This is a genomic window from Micromonospora lutea (genome assembly GCF_016863535.1).
Classification (GTDB): domain Bacteria; phylum Actinomycetota; class Actinomycetes; order Mycobacteriales; family Micromonosporaceae; genus Micromonospora; species Micromonospora lutea.
In genome coordinates this window covers 90,292-107,398 of record NZ_BOPB01000021.1, presented here as the reverse complement: position 1 = coordinate 107,398, position 17,107 = coordinate 90,292, and the positions used below count along the sequence as shown (strand labels likewise).

Annotated in this window: 16 protein-coding genes; 9 read left to right on the top strand and 7 right to left on the bottom strand. The window is 70.0% G+C overall.

Going from position 1 to position 17,107, the window contains the following annotated elements:
- The first annotated feature begins 168 nt into the window (after window positions 1-168).
- Window positions 169-474 carry a 4a-hydroxytetrahydrobiopterin dehydratase gene (locus Vlu01_RS18855; RefSeq protein WP_204001324.1) on the top strand — a complete coding sequence of 102 codons (306 nt, stop codon included), beginning with the start codon at window positions 169-171 and terminating at the stop codon, window positions 472-474.
- On the opposite strand, the gene Vlu01_RS18850 is transcribed toward Vlu01_RS18855, so the two are convergent.
- Genes Vlu01_RS18850 through Vlu01_RS18835 form a run of 4 tightly spaced genes read right to left on the bottom strand, consistent with a single transcriptional unit; the run spans window position 461 to window position 5,185 of the window.
- Window positions 461-1,063 carry a hypothetical protein gene (locus Vlu01_RS18850; protein WP_204001322.1) on the bottom strand — a complete coding sequence of 201 codons (603 nt, stop codon included), beginning with the start codon at window positions 1,061-1,063 and terminating at the stop codon, window positions 461-463. The two genes, Vlu01_RS18855 and Vlu01_RS18850, sit on opposite strands and share 14 nt — an antisense overlap.
- Window positions 1,060-3,408 carry a DEAD/DEAH box helicase gene (locus tag Vlu01_RS18845; protein WP_204001320.1) on the bottom strand — a complete coding sequence of 783 codons (2,349 nt, stop codon included), beginning with the start codon at window positions 3,406-3,408 and terminating at the stop codon, window positions 1,060-1,062. The genes Vlu01_RS18850 and Vlu01_RS18845 overlap by 4 nt, the downstream gene beginning before the upstream one ends.
- The gene (locus tag Vlu01_RS18840) at window positions 3,405-4,229 is read right to left on the bottom strand and encodes an ABC transporter permease (RefSeq protein ID WP_204001316.1); all 825 of its coding nucleotides are present in this window, start codon (window positions 4,227-4,229) and stop codon (window positions 3,405-3,407) included. The genes Vlu01_RS18845 and Vlu01_RS18840 overlap by 4 nt, the downstream gene beginning before the upstream one ends.
- Window positions 4,226-5,185 carry an ATP-binding cassette domain-containing protein gene (locus Vlu01_RS18835; RefSeq protein WP_204001313.1) on the bottom strand — a complete coding sequence of 320 codons (960 nt, stop codon included), beginning with the start codon at window positions 5,183-5,185 and terminating at the stop codon, window positions 4,226-4,228. Before Vlu01_RS18835 ends, Vlu01_RS18840 begins: the two co-directional genes overlap by 4 nt.
- Window positions 5,186-5,289: 104 nt before the next feature.
- On the opposite strand from Vlu01_RS18835, the gene Vlu01_RS18830 reads away from it, so the two are divergent.
- A complete protein-coding gene (locus tag Vlu01_RS18830) occupies window positions 5,290-6,051 on the top strand; it encodes a TetR/AcrR family transcriptional regulator (RefSeq protein WP_204001311.1) in 762 nt (253 codons plus the stop codon).
- 52 nt (window positions 6,052-6,103) lie between these two features.
- Window positions 6,104-6,466 carry a PH domain-containing protein gene (locus tag Vlu01_RS18825; protein ID WP_204001308.1) on the top strand — a complete coding sequence of 121 codons (363 nt, stop codon included), beginning with the start codon at window positions 6,104-6,106 and terminating at the stop codon, window positions 6,464-6,466.
- A 138-nt stretch (window positions 6,467-6,604) separates the two neighbouring features.
- Here Vlu01_RS18825 and Vlu01_RS18820 read toward each other — a convergent pair whose 3' ends face one another.
- Window positions 6,605-7,180 (bottom strand): hypothetical protein, encoded by a 576-nt coding sequence (locus tag Vlu01_RS18820; RefSeq protein WP_204001302.1) that lies wholly within the window; start codon window positions 7,178-7,180, stop codon window positions 6,605-6,607.
- 373 nt (window positions 7,181-7,553) lie between these two features.
- Between Vlu01_RS18820 and Vlu01_RS18815 the strand changes: the two genes are divergently transcribed.
- Both Vlu01_RS18815 and Vlu01_RS18810 read left to right on the top strand, forming a co-directional pair.
- Window positions 7,554-8,291: a class I SAM-dependent DNA methyltransferase gene (locus Vlu01_RS18815; RefSeq protein WP_204001301.1), complete on the top strand. Its 738-nt coding sequence runs from the start codon at window positions 7,554-7,556 to the stop codon at window positions 8,289-8,291.
- An 83-nt stretch (window positions 8,292-8,374) separates the two neighbouring features.
- Window positions 8,375-9,094, top strand: a complete 720-nt coding sequence (locus tag Vlu01_RS18810; protein WP_204001300.1) for a SanA/YdcF family protein — start codon at window positions 8,375-8,377, stop codon at window positions 9,092-9,094.
- A gap of 33 nt (window positions 9,095-9,127) precedes the next feature.
- On the opposite strand, the gene ychF is transcribed toward Vlu01_RS18810, so the two are convergent.
- Both ychF and Vlu01_RS18800 read right to left on the bottom strand, forming a co-directional pair.
- Window positions 9,128-10,213 carry a redox-regulated ATPase YchF gene (gene ychF, locus Vlu01_RS18805; protein WP_204001299.1) on the bottom strand — a complete coding sequence of 362 codons (1,086 nt, stop codon included), beginning with the start codon at window positions 10,211-10,213 and terminating at the stop codon, window positions 9,128-9,130.
- A gap of 51 nt (window positions 10,214-10,264) precedes the next feature.
- The gene (locus tag Vlu01_RS18800) at window positions 10,265-10,747 is read right to left on the bottom strand and encodes a hypothetical protein (protein ID WP_204001298.1); all 483 of its coding nucleotides are present in this window, start codon (window positions 10,745-10,747) and stop codon (window positions 10,265-10,267) included.
- A 129-nt stretch (window positions 10,748-10,876) separates the two neighbouring features.
- Between Vlu01_RS18800 and Vlu01_RS18795 the strand changes: the two genes are divergently transcribed.
- The 4 genes from Vlu01_RS18795 (at window position 10,877) to Vlu01_RS18780 (ending at window position 17,075) form a co-directional block, all read left to right on the top strand.
- Window positions 10,877-12,313, top strand: coding sequence for an AlkA N-terminal domain-containing protein (locus Vlu01_RS18795; RefSeq protein ID WP_204001297.1), 1,437 nt, complete (start codon window positions 10,877-10,879; stop codon window positions 12,311-12,313).
- Between the two features lie 77 nt (window positions 12,314-12,390).
- Window positions 12,391-12,903, top strand: a complete 513-nt coding sequence (locus Vlu01_RS18790; RefSeq protein ID WP_204001419.1) for a methylated-DNA--[protein]-cysteine S-methyltransferase — start codon at window positions 12,391-12,393, stop codon at window positions 12,901-12,903.
- 453 nt (window positions 12,904-13,356) lie between these two features.
- Window positions 13,357-15,201 carry an ABC transporter ATP-binding protein gene (locus Vlu01_RS18785; protein WP_373307445.1) on the top strand — a complete coding sequence of 615 codons (1,845 nt, stop codon included), beginning with the start codon at window positions 13,357-13,359 and terminating at the stop codon, window positions 15,199-15,201.
- Window positions 15,198-17,075 carry an ABC transporter ATP-binding protein gene (locus Vlu01_RS18780; protein WP_204001296.1) on the top strand — a complete coding sequence of 626 codons (1,878 nt, stop codon included), beginning with the start codon at window positions 15,198-15,200 and terminating at the stop codon, window positions 17,073-17,075. Before Vlu01_RS18785 ends, Vlu01_RS18780 begins: the two co-directional genes overlap by 4 nt.
- Window positions 17,076-17,107 lie beyond the last annotated feature (32 nt).

Sequence of the window (17,107 nt, the reverse complement as noted above, 5' to 3'; positions counted from 1 at the left end):
CAGATCAATCAGCGGTTTGGGTAGCTTGGTCATCCGTCAGGCCAGGAATACCCGGAAGTGTGGGCGTGGACACACCCTCCGTGCGACGTAAGACTAGAAGCACCGACAAAGACACGGGGCGGCGACGATTTGGCCACAAGCCGGCAACGAAGCCTGGGAGGTGCGGTGATGCGTGCGCTGTTCGGCGGTCGGACGAAGCACGACTACCTCAGCGACGCTCTCACCCTACTGTCCGGTTGGACGCGTGAGGGTGAGCAGATCAGGCGCACTCTCCACATCGACGACACGCAGCACGCGGCGCTGACCGAGCGAGTGAAGGTGGTCGCCGACGCGCTGCACTTGCGGCCGGAGATCAGTCGGCGCGCCGATCACACCCAGATCCGGGTCGGGCACGGTCACGAGCCCCTCTCCGAGGGCGAGGTCCTGCTGGCCGCCCGCATCGAGGACGCCTACCGCGCGGTCACCGAAGGCTGACGCGAGCCCCACTCGGCGCAGGTGGCGGGTCCGAAAACACCTCCTCCGACGGCGGTCGTCCGCCGAGGCGATCCAGGAGTTGTCGCGCCCGAGCCGCCGCCTCGGAGACGACGAGCCAGTCGCGGCCTCTGCCGCGAAGCAGCAGCAGCGCCCAGACGTCGTCGCGAGTCAGTTCGGCGAAGGCCAGACCGACGGCCAGCGCGTGTGCACACGGCACCAGCCAGTCCGCGCAGTCGCACGTCGCCTCCAGGTCGGCCGGGTCGGGCACGAGCCTGGAGAGGATCTCCTCGACGTCTTGCGTACGGGCTGGGGCCTGGCTCTCCAGGAGTGCCTCCATGGTCACCGGATCAGCGTGGATCTCGCGCTCGATCTCCGCCCACCCGGCCTCGTCGATCGGTGCGATCCGCCAGTTGACGTGCCAGATCTCCGCGCCGTCCTGCACCACCCCGGACAGGGCGCCGGGTACCGAGCCCACCGAGCGGATCATCCCTCTGCGCTTGTGACGTCGCGCGCCCTTGACCACGTCATCATCCAGGGCGGTGCTGTTGAAGGCATCGCGAAGCAAACCGGGCCAGGCCGGGTAGGTCATGACGAGACTCCGTTGAACGTGACGAGCGAGGCGAGTGCGGCGTCGTCGAGGTCGGCGATCCGGAGCCCCGCGTCGTCATCGAGGATCGACTCCGACAGGGCCCGTTTGGCGTGCAGGATCGCATCGATGCGCTCCTCAAGTGTCCCTTCGCAGACGAGTCGATGGACCTGCACCGGATGCGTCTGGCCGATCCGGTGCGCGCGGTCGGTCGCTTGGTCCTCGACCGCCGGATTCCACCACTGGTCGTAGTGGATGACGTGCTCTGCGCGGGTGAGGGTGAGCCCGGTGCCGGCGGCGTGGGTGGAGAGCACCAGGTTGGCGAGCTCACCGCGCTGGAAGGCGTCGATCAGGTGCTGCCGTTGAGTGATGTCGAGTCCTCCGTGCAGGAAATCGACTCCGACACCTCGGTCGCGTAGGTGATCGACGATCAGCCGGCCCATCGCCACGAACTGGGTGAAGACGAGCGCCGGTGAGCCCTCCGCGCTGGTGATGTCGATGATGTCGGTGAGCGCGTCGAGCTTGCCGGATCTACCGGCAAGGTGCGGGCCGGTCTCCTTGAGGTACTGGGCGGGATGGTTGCAGATCTGCTTGAGCGCGGTGAGCAGGGCGAGTATTCGCCCTCTCCGGGCGTTCTCGTCGAGATCAGCGATGCGCGTCAGACTGTCGTCCACCACCGCCTGGTAGAGACCGATCTGCTCGTTCGTCAATGCGACCGCCTGGTGGGAGACGGTCTTCGCGGGCAACTCGGGAGCGATGTCGGGGTCGCCCTTACGCCGCCGGAGCACCACCAGGCCCGTGAGCCTGGCCAATCGGAGGCGAGGTGCCTCCGCACCGTTCCTGATCGGCCCGGAGTAGTGGCGCCGAAATGCCGACTTGCTGCTCAACAGGCCGGGTGTCGTCCAGTCGAGCAGTGCCCACAGGTCGTCGAGGCTGTTCTGGATCGGGGTGCCGCTGAGCGCGAGCCGGTGCGCGGTGGGAATGACGCGCAGCGCGCGCGCCGTCTTCGAGGAGTCGTTCTTCACCATCTGTGCCTCGTCGGCGATGACGAGACCCCATCGGGTGGCCTTGAGCAGGGCGTGGTCGTTTCGTACGGTGGCGTAGGTGGTGATCACCAGATCCGCGTCCTGATCGAGGGCCCGCGCCGCTCCGTGGTATCGGACCACGCGCTGGGTGGGGGCGAACCGTCGGGCTTCGAGTTCCCAGTTGCGCAGGACCGATGCGGGGCAGACGACCAACGTCGGCGCAGTGCCGCCACGTTCCCGCAGCGCGAGATGGAACGCGATGGCCGAGACGGTCTTTCCGAGGCCCATGTCGTCGGCGAGGCAGCTTCCGAGCCCGAGTTCGGCATTGCGCAGCAACCAGGCCAGACCGTCGAGCTGGTAGTTCCGCAGCGTGGCGCTCAGGGCCGCCGGTGGGGCGACGGCGGCCGGTGCGGCAGTCAGCACGGCGAGTTGCCGACGGGTGGCGGCCGATTCGGTGAGCGGCGCGACCTCGTCACCGCGGATCAGGCTGCCGGACAGGATCGTCGCGGCGCGCTCGCCCGGGGTCAGCCTGCGCGGCTTCTGTCGCTGGAACCTGGCCAACTGGCAGGGATCGTTGACGACCCAGTCGCCGCGGACCCGTACGAGAGGGCGCTGGGCGGCGGCGAGTTCAGCGATCTCCTGACGGGTCAGCCGGCCGGACGGGATGCGGAGCTGCCAGTGCAGGCCGTCGTCCTCGTCGACGCTGACAGCCACGGTGGCACTGGCGACACCGGACGCCCACTCGACCTGAATGTTCGCCTCGGACAGCGCGCCACGCCGCACCGGATCGAGCAACTCGGCCATTTCGGCACCGGTCAACTCGGTACGAGGGGTGCCGGCGGCGAGCCGCGCGACCGGATCCCAGATTTCCGCTGCGCGGCGCAGCGTGCCGCTGGTCTGACGATCGCTCGACCATCCGCTGAAGCAAAGTTGCGCTCGCCCGTCGTCGCTGACGTCAACCGACAACGTGAGCACCGGCCCGTCGCCACCGGTCTGGTCGGCCCCGGCCCCGGTCACGAAGGCGTCGACGAACAGGTCGACAGTCTCGCTGCCGCCGGCGTCGACCTGGTGCCAGCTGCCGCTCGCCGCGTTTCGCGCGATCCGGCGGGCGGCGACGGCCTGCAACGCCTGTAGCGCAGCGTCGCTCAGATCGAGGATCGACCGGGTGGCGATGCGCCCATCCCGGCGGGCCGTCACGAGTGGTTCGAGGAGTTGGGCGAGGGGCACCCGCCGCTGTGCGCCGTCGCTGGCGATCGTCGCCCACCGGCCCGCCACCGTGACGCGGGAGTCCGACCCGGCGAGCATCTGGTCGAGGTCGCTCACTTTCCCCCCTTTCGGAATCGACGAGCGGCCAGCGGCAGGTACACCGCGGTGAGCAGCAGCGGCCAGAACGCCGCCATCGCCACAGCCTGGTCCCCGGCGAAGCTCTGGGTCGGCCATGAGGTGGCGCCCAACAGGTCTCGAAGGGCGGTGGCCGTCGCGGAAATCGGGTTGAGCTCGGCCAGCGTGCCCAACCAGTCGGGCATCGTCGCCGGGTTCACGAAGACGCTGGAGAGGAAGGCGATGGGCCAGGTGACGATCTGGATGTACGCGACGGACTCCACCGACCTTGCCCCGTAACCGACGAAGATCCCGATCCACAGGAGCGCGAATCGCAGCGCGAGCAGCAGCATCAGCGCGAGGATCGCCCCCGCCACGCCGACGACGGGTCGCCATCCCATCGCGAGGGCGAAGGCGGCCATGAGCGTGAGGCTGATCAGTGAACTGATCAGGTCGGCGGTGGCTCGGCCCAGGACGATCGCGGCACCGTTGATGGGGTACGAACGCAGCCGGTCGTTGAGGCCACGGGTGGCATCGGCAGCCGCCGACAGCGTGGTGGACTCCAGCCCGAAGAGCATCGTGACGGCGAACATCCCCGGGATCAGGAAGTCGACGTAGGTCGAGTCGCCCGGCACGTCGAGTGCGCCGCCGAACAGCCCGAGGAAGAGCAGCGTGACGAAGATCGGGAAGAGCCACCCGGTTGCCATCGCCCCGAGCTGCTGACGCCAGGAGCTGATGCTGCGCCGGGCGATGATCCACGAGGCAGCGAGCAGCCGGGGAGCCGCGATGGCCGGGGCGGTCGTGACTGGTGCGGTCGTGGTCATGCGGCCTCCTCGGTAGCGGGCCCATCGCCCGTCAGGGTCAGGAACACTTCGTCCAGGGTCGGCTTGCGCAGGGTCACCTCGATGGCGGCGAGCCCCGCCACGGTCAGCGCGTCGACGGATCGGGCCAGCGCCTCGGGCGCTGTGGCGGGGAGGATCACCATCGACCCGGAGCTGTCCAGCCGCGCCCTGGCGTCGACCCGTGCGAGCGCGGGGAGCGCGGTGTCGGCGTCGTCAGCGGCGGCGAAGCGGATCTGGACTATCGGTGGGCCGACCATCGCCTTGAGGTCGTCGGAGGTGCCCTCGGCGACGACCTTTCCGCGAGCCAGCAGCACGATCTTGTCCGCTAGCTCGTCCGCCTCTTCGAGATACTGCGTGGTCAGGAGGATCGTCGTGCCCTGTCGGACGAGTTCGCGCAGCGCCTCCCACAGGTCGCGGCGGGCGGCTGGATCAAGACCGGTGGTGGGTTCGTCGACGAAGAGGACCTGCGGGGTGACGATGAGGCTGGCCGCCAGATCCAGCCGCCTGCGCATCCCACCCGAGTAGCCGCTGACCGCGCGGTTTGCCGCTGCGATGAGACCGAACTGCTCAATCAGCACCTCGGCCCGCGCGGCCGAAGCCGCCCGGCCCAGTCCCCGCAGGCGACCGAGGAACCGCAGATTCTGTACCGCGGTGAGCTGCTCGTCCACCGCCGCGTACTGACCGACCAGACCGATCCGCTCCCGCACCCGCTGGGCCTCGCGACCGAGGTCGTAGCCGGCGACGCGAGCGGTGCCGCGATCGAAGCTCAGCAGCGTCGCCAACCCGCGAACGGCAGTCGTCTTGCCCGCACCGTTCGGCCCGAGCAGGGCGAGCACCTGCCCCTGCTCGGCCTGCAGGCTGAGGTCGTGCAGGCCCACCTCGCCGCCCTTGCCGGCGTACAGCTTTCCGACCTGCTCGGCCTCGATCGCTCGGGTCATCGTTCCCGCCCTTCCCCTACAGCGTTCAGTACACCGTACGATACGTCGTACCGTAACGTAGGGTGGGTGGCGGTTCATTCCCGTACGGCAGGAGGCAACCGAGGATGGCCGAGCACACCGGAACGGGCGACCCGTTGCTGAGCATCGCGCTGCTGTGGCGGACGAACCCGAAGACCGGGCGTTCCGGCCTCACCCTCGACGGGATCGTGGAGGCCGCCATCGCGGTGGCCTCGGAGATCGGGATCGACAAGCTCTCGATGCGCAAGATCGCTGATCGCCTCGGCGTGGGAGCGATGTCCCTCTACGCCCATGTCCCGGGCAAGGGCGAACTGATCGACCTGATGGTCGACCACGTCAACGGCACCCTCTACCAGTCGCCGGACGACCTGCCGCTCGACTCGGGATGGCGGCCCGCACTGGAAGCCGTCGCCGAGCGGAACTGGGAACTCTTCGCGGCACACCGCTGGCTGCTGGGCATCGACGTCACCCGCCCGCCCCTGGGCCCCGGCACCACGTCAAAGTACGACACCGAACTACGACCCCTCGTCGGAATCGGGCTCAGCGATGTCGAGATCGACCAGGTGCTCACCCTGGTCCTCGATCACGTCAGGTCGGTGGCCCGGCTCTCCCTCGGGGTCGCGGAGACCACCCGGGCCACCGGGCACGACGATCGTGAGTGGTGGGCCACCGCCGGCCCGCTGCTCGCCGCCCTGATCAGCCCGGAGCGGTACCCCAACGCCGCCCGGATCGGCAACGCGGCCGGCGCCGAGTACGACGCCGCGATCGACCCCGACCGGGCGTACAGCTTCGGCCTACGCATGATCATCGACGGCGTCGAGCGCCTGGTCGCGAGCAAACAGACGTGAGACCGTCCCTGGCCAAGCTCGCGGCTGGCGCGCGCTGCCTACCGTGGGCACCATGGCCAACGCGACCTATGACCGCAAGGAACAGTTCCAACAGATCCAGAGCGGCCTGCTCGACGGCGAACAGATCATCGCCGTCTACGACGCCGTCGGCACCGGCACCGGGTTCATCGGGCTCACCGACCGGCGCGTGATCATCCAGGATCGTTCGTTCATCGGCAAGAAGTACGCGATCACCAGCATCCCGTACTCCAAGATCACCAGCGTGAGCGTGGTCAGCAACAAGTCGTGGGGCGGGTCGTTCTTCTCCACCGGCGCAATCGCCATCCACGTCGGTACGCACACCTACGAGGTGGAGTTCCGGGGCGACCAGAAGAGCCACCACGTGCACAACGTGATCCTGCACTACATCAGCTGACCAGCCCCAGCCCACACAGCGCGGCGTCGGGAGCGTCGCCGCGCTTCGCGCGGCGACGACCAGCGGAATCAGATCTTGGTGCGACAGCGCCCCCGGGAGGGCTCTTTCGCACCAAGATCTACTGCGCCTGGGTTCAGCTCACCACCACTGGCGGACCGTGACGGAGGGGCCGCCGCCATTGTCGCCGATTTTCGAGTCGTTGATGCTGAACTGGAGTTTCGGCGTTCCGGAACCGGCGAAGACGACGATGCCGAGGCAGCCGCTGTTGGCACCCACCGGGAACCACTCGTTCGGCACGTAGTAGCGCTCCCGCGCGTCATGCCAGACATAGCCGGTGGTGACCCGGGCGATCAGCATGTACTGCCGCTCGCCGGGTAGCGGCCACCCGGCGGGAGCCAGGGCGGTGTCACCCTGCACATTCTTGTTGGCGCCCCAGTGGTCGATGCGCGTGGTGCCCGTCGCGCTGACGCGCAGCGCGTCCAGACTCTCGATGCCGTACGGCGCCGGCCACGCGTCGATGTGGTTGCCCCTGGCCTGCCACGGGTTGACGTCCACATAGCTTGGCCGACTGTCGGCGCGACAGGCGTCGAGATTCGTCGGGTCCGCCGAGGCCGGCGCGGCGGGCAGGACAGCGAGGGCTGACGCGGTGAGCGCGGCGGTGACGGCGGCGAGGGTCCTCGCGAGCCGGCGTCCACGCCGCTGAGAAGTTGTCATCAACGGGAGCCTCCTGGGATGTGATGTCGATCGGATCTGTGGCGACCGCGTCACGCACCGTCGGCCGCCGTTCAGGCCGGAAGGTAGCTCCCTGTGTCAATCCCTCGATGTCCTGTGCCGTCAGGCAATCCGGTTGCCACCCGGCCAGCGAGGCCGGTTGACTGACGAGCAGGCTCGTGCGGTGTCCAGAGAGGTTCACCGGGCCGCGCCGGCCAACGCCGCACCAGACGAAGGGAGCGACGACATGAGGTACGCCACGGCGTCCGTCCAGCGAACAGCCGTCACCGACCTCTTCGAAACGAGGCTTCGTGCGTATGTGCACAGCGACGAACAAGGCGCCGCGCGGCGCCGGTAGCACCAACGGAGGCCGCTGATGTCGGTCTTCGATGATCCAGGACACTTCGGCCGACTCTGGGCCGACACGTACGACCTGCCGGGTGGGCTTCCCGACCCCACGGCAGCGGTGGAGTTTCTTGCCGATCTGGCCGGCGACGGTCGGGTGCTGGAACTTGCCATCGGCACCGGTCGGGTCGCCCTTCCACTGGCCGCCCGCGGTTGCGCCGTGGAAGGTGTCGAGGCGTCACCGGAGATGGTCGCGAAGCTGCGTGCCAAACCCGGCGGCGAGCATCTTCCGGTGGCCATCGGGGACATGGCCGACGTGCCGGACGCCACCGGTCCGTACCGGATGGCGTACCTGGTCTTCAACACCCTGTTCAACCTGACCCGCGAGGAGCGGCAGGCGGACTGCTTCCGCAACGTCGCGCGGGTCTTGGAGCCGGGCGGGGCGTTCGTCATCGAGACGTACGTGCCCAACCTTGCGGACATCGACCGGGACGAACAGGTCCGGCCCTGGTCGGTGACCGAGGACTCGGCCGCCATTCGGCTGCACCGCTACGATCGTGCGGCGCAGACGTTCCTCCGACAGACGATCACCTTCGACGGCACCGGGGTGCACCTGCACCCGTTCGCCATGCGGTACATGTGGCCGGAGCAGATCGACGAGATGGCAGGGCGGGCCGGTTTCCGCCTGACCGAGCGGTACGCCGACTGGGATCGATCGCCCTTCGACCCGACCAGCACCTCGCACATCTCGGTGTACCGGCTCGGGTGACGACAACGGTGTGACGCGGTGCGTGTGCCGAGCCTGGCACACGCACCGCCGCACGGTGGCGTCGACCCGGGATACTTGTACGCATGCCGAGCCGTACCGCCATCGTGGCCCGACTGCGACACATCCGCGACCGGGGTCGAGGGCGGTGGCTCCGCCGGACGCTGTTGGCCGGTGCGGCGGTCGCTCTGCTGCTGGCCACCGCCAGCTGGGCGAGCGTGAGCTGGCTCCGCTCGGGTGCCGAGGGGCGGACGTACCCGGTGGCGACGGTCCCCGAGGCACCGGTCGCCTTGGTCCTGGGCACCCGGGTGCAACCCGACGGCACTCCGGCACCGTTCCTCGCCGCCCGCCTGGAGATCGCCCGCGAGCTGTACGTCACCGGCAAGGTGCAGGCGATCCTGGTCTCCGGCGACAACATGCGCCATGACTACAACGAACCCGAGGCCATGCGGCGCTGGCTCGTCGATCGGGGCGTACCGACTGACAAGATCGCGCTGGACCATGCCGGCTTCGACACGTACGACTCGTGCGCCCGGGCGAAGCAGATCTTCGGGGTCGAGCGGGCAACCGTGGTGACCCAGCAGTTCCACCTGGCCCGCGCGGTCACGGTCTGCCGTCACCTCGGCATCGACGCCGTCGGCGTCGGCGACGAGACGGCCCGGGAGTACAGCCGGCCCTGGCAGGTCGCCTCCGCCCGGGAGTACGGTGCCGGCCTGAAGGCCGCGCTGGACGTGCTCTCCGGCCGCGATCCGGTGCACCTCGGTCACCGGGAGACCGCCGTCGACGACGCCCTCCGCGCCCGCTGAGCCCCGGGCCTCGCACGATCCGGCAGGACGCACTCAGACGTTGAAGCGGAACTCCACGACGTCGCCGTCCTGCATGACGTACTCCTTGCCCTCGATGCGGACCTTGCCCGCCGCCTTGGCCGCGGCCATCGAACCGGCCTCGACCAGGTCGGTGTAGGAGACGACCTCGGCCTTGATGAAGCCGCGCTGGAAGTCGGAGTGGATCACCCCGGCGGCCTCCGGGGCGGTCGCGCCGATCGGCACGGTCCAGGCCCGCGCCTCCTTGGGGCCGGCGGTGAGGTACGTCTGGAGGCCGAGCGTCCGGAAACCGACCCGGACCAGCTGGTTCAGCCCGGGCTCGGACTGCCCGATCGACTCCAGCAACTCCCGGGCCTCCTCGTCCGGCAGGTCCACCAGCTCAGACTCGATCTTGGCGTCCATGAAGACCGCCTCGGCCGGTGCCACCAGCGCGCGCAACTCGGCGAGGAACTCGGCGTTGTTCAGCTCGGCCTCGTCGACGTTGAAGACGTAGAGGAACGGCTTGGTGGTGAGCAGGTGCAGCTCACGCAGGTGCTCCAGCTCAATCTTGGCCGCTGCCGCGCCGGCGTAGAGGGTGGTGCCACCGTCCAGGACCTCAACGGCCCTACGGGCGGCGTCCACCGCGGCGGCCCGGTCCTTGCGGAGCTTGGCCTCCTTCTCCAACCGGGGCAGCGCCTTCTCCAGCGTCTGGATGTCGGCCAGGATCAGCTCGGTGTTGATCGTCTCGATGTCGTCGGCGGGGGAAACCTTGCCGTCGACGTGCACCACGTTCGGGTCGGAGAACGCCCGTACCACCTGGCAGATCGCCGAGGCGTCGCGGATGTTGGCCAGGAACGCGTTGCCCCGCCCCTGTCCCTTGGACGCACCGCGCACCAGACCGGCGATGTCGACGAACGAGACCGGGGCGGGGATCACCTTCTGCGAGCCGAAGATCTCGGCGAGCTTGTCCAGTCGTTCGTCGGGCAGTCCGACCACACCGACGTTGGGCTCGATGGTCGCGAACGGGTAGTTCGCGGCGAGCACGTCGTTCTTGGTCAGCGCGTTGAACAGGGTGCTCTTGCCGACGTTGGGCAGGCCGACGATGCCGATGGTGAGGCTCACGGCGAGCCAGCTTACGCCGGTGCCGCTGGGCCACCGGCAGGCAGGCGGGCGTCACCGGTCGTGTTGCGGCTGCTGCTGGCGCGGCACCAGCAGGTCGATCCGCAACGCACCCGGGACGAGCTCGGCTGCGGCGGCCAGCGGCAGCGTGAACCGCCCTTCGGCCGCGGGGCCGGCCTGCTGCGACTCACCGAGCATCCAGTGGACCTCGTCGGCCGTCCAGCCGAGCGTCGGCCGGGCCGCGATCTCCCGGAGCAGCCGCAGTGCGGACCGGGTGTCGTCGTCGTAGAAGCGCATGCACCAGTGGTGCACCCACATCCCGAGCGCGCGGATCCCGTCCTGGTCGAGCGACCCGACCAGTCGACCGCAGGCGGTGTCGCCGAAGGCACGTCCCGGGTCGTCGGCGCGGTCCCGCTCGATCGCACCGACCGCGGCGGGGGCGACGGCGCGCATCCGGCAGTAGAAGCGTTGGACCACTGTCGGGTCGAGCGGTGGGTGCTCGTGTCTCGACGTCGCCCGACCCGCCACGCTGACCATTGCCGCACCCTTCTGGAGTTGGTGGCCGCACGCTACCCATGACAACCGACAATTCCCGCTCCCCGTCGACGAGGGTGTGGTCCGAATTCCGCGAGCCGAGCGGGTGGAGGCAGGCGCATCATCGGTGACGTGGAACTGGACTTCGAGCGGTGTTACCGGGCCGTCGACAGCCGTGACCAGCGGTTCGACGGCTGGTTCTACACGGGCGTGACCTCGACGGGAATCTACTGCCGGCCGTCCTGTCCGGCGATGACCCCGAAGCGGCGGAACGTACGGTTCTTCCCGTCGTCGGCGGCGGCCCAGCGGGCCGGGCTACGCGCCTGCCGTCGCTGCCGCCCGGACGCCTCCCCCGGCTCACCCCAGTGGGACGTACGGGCCGACGTGGTGGGCCGGGCGATGCGACTGATCGCCGACGGTGTGGTCGACCGCGACGGGGTACCCGGACTGGCCGCCCGGCTCGGCTACACCGAGCGGCACCTGCACCGGATGCTGCGGGCGGAACTCGGCGCAGGCCCGCTGGCACTGGCCAGGGCGCAACGTGCGCAGACCGCCCGCACCCTGATCGAGACGACCGGGCTGGGCCTGGCCGAGATCGCGTTCGCGGCCGGGTTCGGTAGCGTCCGGCAGTTCAACGACACCGTACGCGCGGTCTACGGCGTTCCGCCGTCGCAGCTGCGGACCGACACGGGCACGCCGGTCGGCGGCGCGGGCACGGTCACCCTGCGGCTGGCGTACCGACCGCCGCTGCATGCCACCGCGTTGCTCGACTTTCTCGCCCAGCGGACGCTGCCGGGGGTCGACGAGGTGGTCGACGGGGCGTACCGCCGGGGGTTGCGCTTGCCGCACGGCTTCGGCGAGGCCACGCTGACCCCGGCGGCCGGTTACGTGGCAGCGACGCTGCGGCTGACGGACCTGCGCGACCTTGCCCCCGCCGTGGCCCGGTGCCGGCGTCTGTTCGACCTGGACGCGGATCCGGTCGCCGTCGACCAGACGCTCGCCGCCGACCCCGCGCTGGCCGCGGCGGTGGCGGCCGAGCCCGGGGTACGCGTACCCCGCGCGGTGGACGGTTTCGAGACCGCCGTCCGCGCCATCGCCACCCAGCAGGTCTCCCTCGCCTCCGCCCGCACCACGCTCACCCACCTCCTCCGCGAGGCTCGGGATGATCAGGACGTCCTGGAGACCGGAGCGCTGTCCGGATTCGCCACGGCGGAGCAACTGCTGAGGGTGGCGGATTCGGGGTTCCGGATGCCGGCGGGGCGGCGCGAGACGATCCGGGCGGTGGCGCGGGCGGCCTCGTCCGGAGAGCTTGACCTGGAGCCGGGTGGGGACCGGGAGGAGACGACGCGACGCCTCACCGCGATTCCGGGCATCGGCGCGTGGACCGCCGGCTACCTGAGCATGCGTGCGCTCGGCGACCCCGACACGTTCCTCCCCACCGACCTCGCGGTCCGCCGGGGCGCCGTCGCCCTCGGCCTCACCAACGACCCCAAAATCCTTGACGAGTACGCCGCCCGCTGGCGCCCCTGGCGGTCGTACGCAGTGATCCGTCTGTGGCGGTCAGCATGAACCCGTCCGACGGCCAGACCGGGGCCCGCTTCCGCCGGTCACCATCAGTCCCGACCATGGAGAGCCGAATGAGCAGCATGAACACCACCAGCATGATCGACAGCACGGTCGTCGACACTCCCGCCGGGCCGTTCGCCGTCCTGGTCGGTCCGGACGGCTCGGTACGGGCGTCAGGTTTCACCGCGGACCCGGCGACCCTGCTGCCACTCATGCACCCGAGCCTGCGTGGCGAGCCGCGGCATCGGCCGGACCTCGGCCCGGTCACCGCCGCCGTCGCCGGATACCTCTCCGGCGACCTGACCGCGATCGACGACATCCCGGTCGAGCAGCACACCGGCGGGGCGTTCATGTCCCACGCCTGGCAGGTGCTGCGCGACGTCAAACCAGGCGCGCCGGTCACCTACACCGGGTACGCCGCACTGGCCGGCCGTCCCGCGGCGGTACGCGCCGCCGCAGCGGCCTGCGCCCGCAATGCCGCAGCACTCTTCGTTCCCTGCCACCGGGTACTGCGGACCGACGGCACCCTCGGTGGTTATCGCTGGGGGTTGCCGGTGAAACGCTGGCTCCTCGACCACGAACAACTCGGCTAGCTCCAGAGGCCTGCACTCACCCACCGTAGTCATTACCCTGGGTGACGTTTCTCGTCTGCCGCCCGTCGACCAAAGGTCTCCACTTCGCACGCTTTGCTCTGCTTCACTCCACGCAGTAGGCCCTCAGCAGCGACGACGTACCGGGGCGTTTCGATCACAAAGCTGTTGCCCGATGCGGACGGTAACCGTTGCGTGGAGTGAAGCAGAGCAAAGGGAGCAATGAGCGATAGGCGGGAGCGCTTGAGCACACGTAGCGTCAGCAGCGCCGGGAACGGAGTGGCAACCAGCGGGACGACAAGGGCGGAACACCGGCCGGCGGGCCAGTGGGCCGTGGGCCGTGGGCAGGACAGCCAACACGGGTGGTCAGCAAACGCGAACAGTGCGTAGCATGGACCGCGCAGCTGACAGCAAGCCGACAGCGGCGTCGTGGCCAAATGCGGCTACCGTCGGGTAGTGGCTGCGGGGAGCGGCGGCGGCCCGGCCGACCGGGGCGAGATCCGTCGACATCCCCTGCGCAACCTCTGGCGACTGCGCCGCTACCTGCGTCCTCACGCATTCGAGTTCGGCTGGCTGATGCTCGCCGGGCTGGCCGCCACCGGCGCCGGCATCGCCGTGCCCCTGGTGGCGCAGCAGGTGGTCGACGGACCGGTGGCCCGGCGTGACCCGAACGGGCTGTTCCTGCTGGCCGGGCTGGCACTGCTGCTCGGAGTGGCCGAAGCCCTGCTGATCTTCGTTCGTCGGTGGGTGCAGTCGTCGTCCTCGGTGGCGATGGAGGCAGCCATTCGCACCGACGTCTACGCCCACCTGCAACGGCTGTCGGCCGATTTCCACGATCGGTGGCCGTCCGGGCAGTTGCTCTCCCGGATCACCAGCGACCTGTCGGTGCTGCGTCGGTTCCTCTCCTTCGGCCTGTTCTTCCTCATCCTCAACGTGGTCACCTATCTGGTCGTCGTGGTGCTGCTGATCCGGCTGCACCCCGCGCTGGGCCTGCTGGTGACGGCCAGCGCGGTGCCGCTCTTCCTGATCGCCCGACGCTTCGGCCGGCACTATCACGTCGCGTCCCGTCGGATGCAGGACCAGCAGGGCGACGTGGCCACGCTGGTCGAGGAGACCGCGCAGGGCCTCCGCACGATGAAGGCGTACGGGCGGGGACCGCAACTGGCCGCCCGGTTCGCCGCCGGCACCGAGGCGGTGCACGACACCGGGATCGGCAAGGCGAGGCTGCTCGCCCGCACGTCCGCGCTGCTCGATCTGGTGCCGAACCTGACCCTGGGCATCGTTCTGGTGGCCGGTGCCGCCGCGGTCGCCGGTGGACGGCTCACCATCGGTCAGCTCGTCGCCTTCGTCAGCCTCCAGTTGATGCTGATCTGGCCGGTGCAGTCGCTGGGATGGATCATCGCCAACGGGCAGGAGGCGGCCACCGCCGCCGACCGGATCCAGGAGGTGCTGGACACCCAGCCCTCCATCGTGGACGGTCCGGTCGCCATCGCCCTGGCGCGCTCGGCGGTGCGCGGTCGACTCCGCTTCGAGGGGGTGGTCTTCCGCTATCCGGGTAACGCTGTCCCGGTGTTGCGGGACCTCGACCTCACCGTCGAGCCCGGCGAGACCCTGGCCGTGGTCGGCGCCACCGGCAGTGGCAAGAGCACCCTGTTGTCCCTGGTGCCCCGACTGCACGAGGTCAGCGCCGGCCGCATCACCCTCGACGGGCACGACCTGCGTGACCTGCGGCTGGCTGCACTGCGCGGCCTGATCGGGGTCGCCTTCGAGGAGCCGACGCTGTTCTCCATGTCGGTGTGGGAAAACCTGACGCTGGGCCGGCCCGACGCCAGCGAGGACGAGGTCCGGGCCGCCCTGACCCTGGCCCAGGCCGGGTTCGCGTACGACCTGCCGTGGGGGCTGCGTACCCGGCTCGGAGAGCAGGGCCTGTCGATCTCCGGCGGCCAGCGGCAACGACTCGCCCTCGCCCGCGCGGTGCTGATCCGTCCCGCTGTGCTCGTCCTCGACGATCCACTGTCCGCGCTCGACGTGCACACCGAGGCGTTGGTGGAGTCAGCGCTCAAACGGGTGCTGCGGAACACCACAGCGCTGCTCGTGGTGCACCGCCCCTCCACCATCGCGCTGGCCGACCGGGTGGCGTTGCTGGAGCACGGACGGATCACCGCTGTCGGCACCCACACCGAGTTGCTCGCCAGTGTGCCCACGTATCGTGGGCTGCTCGCCGCCGAGCCGGTCGTACCGCCGGCCGCGCGGACCCGGACCGGTCCGGCGCCCGGCGGCTCTCCCCTGGTGCGCTCGTGACCGCCGCGTCGGCCGTGCCGGATCCACCATCCGAGGCGGACCCGGCCCACTGGCGGGGGGTGCCACCGGACCCGCACGCCGACCGCAGTCTCGCCGAGGACACCGATCCGGCCGCGGTGGCCCGGCTCCGAACCCGCAGCCGGGCGTTGCTGGCGGAGGTGGTGCGCCCACACCGGACCCGGCTGGGCATGGCGGTCGCGCTGCTGTTGACCCAGAACGCCGCGGCCATGTCCGGGCCGTACCTGGTCATGCTCGGCATCGACCGGGCGATCGAGCCGCTGCGGGCCGGCGAGCCCGGCCCGCTGATCACCGTGGCCGTGTCGTTCGCCGTGGCAGCCGGCATCGAGTACGCCGCCCGGCGCGGTTTCCTCACCATCTCCGCCCGCATCGGCCAGGCCGTCCTGCTCGACCTGCGCCGACGGGTGTACGCACACTTCCTGCACCTGCCGGTGGCCTTCCACGAGAGGTACACATCGGGCCGAATGATCTCGCGCCTGACCAGCGACATCGACTCGATCGCCGAACTGGCCGACGGGGGTGTCGAGAGCTTGGTGATGGCGGCCCTGACGATCGTCTCGGTGGCCGGCATCCTGCTCTGGCTGGACCTGCCGCTGGCCTCGGTGACCCTGCTCGCCTTCCCGATGCTGTTCTGGCTGTCCCGCTGGTTCGCCCGTGCCTCGGCCATCGCATATCGGCGCACCCGGGAGGCGATGGCGCTGGTCATCGTCCATTTCGTCGAGTCGATGCGGGGCATCCGGGCGGTTCAGGCGTACCGCCGCCAGGACCGCAACCAACAGATCTTCGACTCGGTCAACGACGACTACCGTCGCTCCAGCCGGCACGCCTTCCAGCTGATCGCGACGTACTCACCGGGCATCAAGCTGATCGGCAACGTCGCCGTCGCGGTGGTGCTCTGCTACGGCGGTGCCCGGGTGCTGGGCGGCGACACCGGGGTCGGGGTGCTCGCGGCCTTCCTGCTCTACCTGCGCCGGTTCTTCGAACCGATGCAGGAGCTGAGCCAGTTCTACAACTCGCTCCAGTCGGCGACTGCGGCGCTGGAGAAGCTCGCCGGGGTGCTCGACGAGCGACCGTCGGTCGCCGAACCGGGCCGGCCGGTGCCACTGCCCGACGGTCCGAACCGTGGTGCCGTCCACTTCCACGCGGTGTCGTTCGGGTACCGCCCGGACTCGCCGATCCTCGCCGGGCTGGACCTCACCATTCCCGCCGGGCAGACCGTGGCCCTGATCGGGCCGACCGGCGCCGGCAAATCCACCGTCGCCAAGCTGCTCGCCCGGTTTCACGACCCGGGTACCGGCACGATCACGCTCGACGGGGTGGACCTGCGCGAGGTGGCCGACGCGGACCTCCGCCGGGCGCTGGTGCTGGTCACCCAGGAAACCCACCTGTACGGCGGCACCGTGGCGGACAACATCCGGTTCGGTCGCCCGGACGCCGACGACACCGCCGTCGAGGCCGCCGCTCGGGCGATCGGCGCGCATGACTTCATCTCGGCGCTGCCCGACGGGTACGCCACACAGGTGCACCGGCGCGGTGGTCGGCTCTCCGCCGGGCAGCGCCAACTGGTCGCCTTCGCGCGGGCGTTCCTGGCCGACCCGGCGGTGCTGATCCTCGACGAGGCCACCTCGTCGCTGGACGTACCGACCGAACGTCTGGTGCAGCACGCGCTCGGCAGCATCCTGCGGGACCGGACCGCGCTGGTGATCGCGCACCGGCTCTCCACGGTGGCGATCGCCGACCGGGTCCTGGTCCTCGACCGGGGTCGGATCGTCGAGGACGGGCCGCCGGCCGATCTGATCGCCGGTGGCGGTCGCTACGCCGACCTGCACCGCAAGTGGCGCGACTCGCTGCTCTGACCCGTTCCCGACGAGGTAATGGCGTGCTCACC

Bases quoted from the DNA above. Each gene is read 5' to 3' on its own strand.
- Vlu01_RS18855 (WP_204001324.1), top strand. From the start codon at position 169: ATGCGTGCGCTGTTCGGCGGTCGGACGAAGCACGACTACCTCAGCGAC.
- Vlu01_RS18850 (WP_204001322.1), bottom strand. From the start codon at position 1,063: ATGACCTACCCGGCCTGGCCCGGTTTGCTTCGCGATGCCTTCAACAGC.
- Vlu01_RS18840 (WP_204001316.1), bottom strand. From the start codon at position 4,229: ATGACCACGACCGCACCAGTCACGACCGCCCCGGCCATCGCGGCTCCC.
- Vlu01_RS18835 (WP_204001313.1), bottom strand. From the start codon at position 5,185: ATGACCCGAGCGATCGAGGCCGAGCAGGTCGGAAAGCTGTACGCCGGC.
- Vlu01_RS18830 (WP_204001311.1), top strand. From the start codon at position 5,290: ATGGCCGAGCACACCGGAACGGGCGACCCGTTGCTGAGCATCGCGCTG.
- Vlu01_RS18825 (WP_204001308.1), top strand. From the start codon at position 6,104: ATGGCCAACGCGACCTATGACCGCAAGGAACAGTTCCAACAGATCCAG.
- Vlu01_RS18820 (WP_204001302.1), bottom strand. From the start codon at position 7,180: ATGACAACTTCTCAGCGGCGTGGACGCCGGCTCGCGAGGACCCTCGCC.
- Vlu01_RS18815 (WP_204001301.1), top strand. From the start codon at position 7,554: ATGTCGGTCTTCGATGATCCAGGACACTTCGGCCGACTCTGGGCCGAC.
- Vlu01_RS18810 (WP_204001300.1), top strand. From the start codon at position 8,375: ATGCCGAGCCGTACCGCCATCGTGGCCCGACTGCGACACATCCGCGAC.
- Vlu01_RS18800 (WP_204001298.1), bottom strand. From the start codon at position 10,747: ATGGTCAGCGTGGCGGGTCGGGCGACGTCGAGACACGAGCACCCACCG.
- Vlu01_RS18790 (WP_204001419.1), top strand. From the start codon at position 12,391: ATGAACACCACCAGCATGATCGACAGCACGGTCGTCGACACTCCCGCC.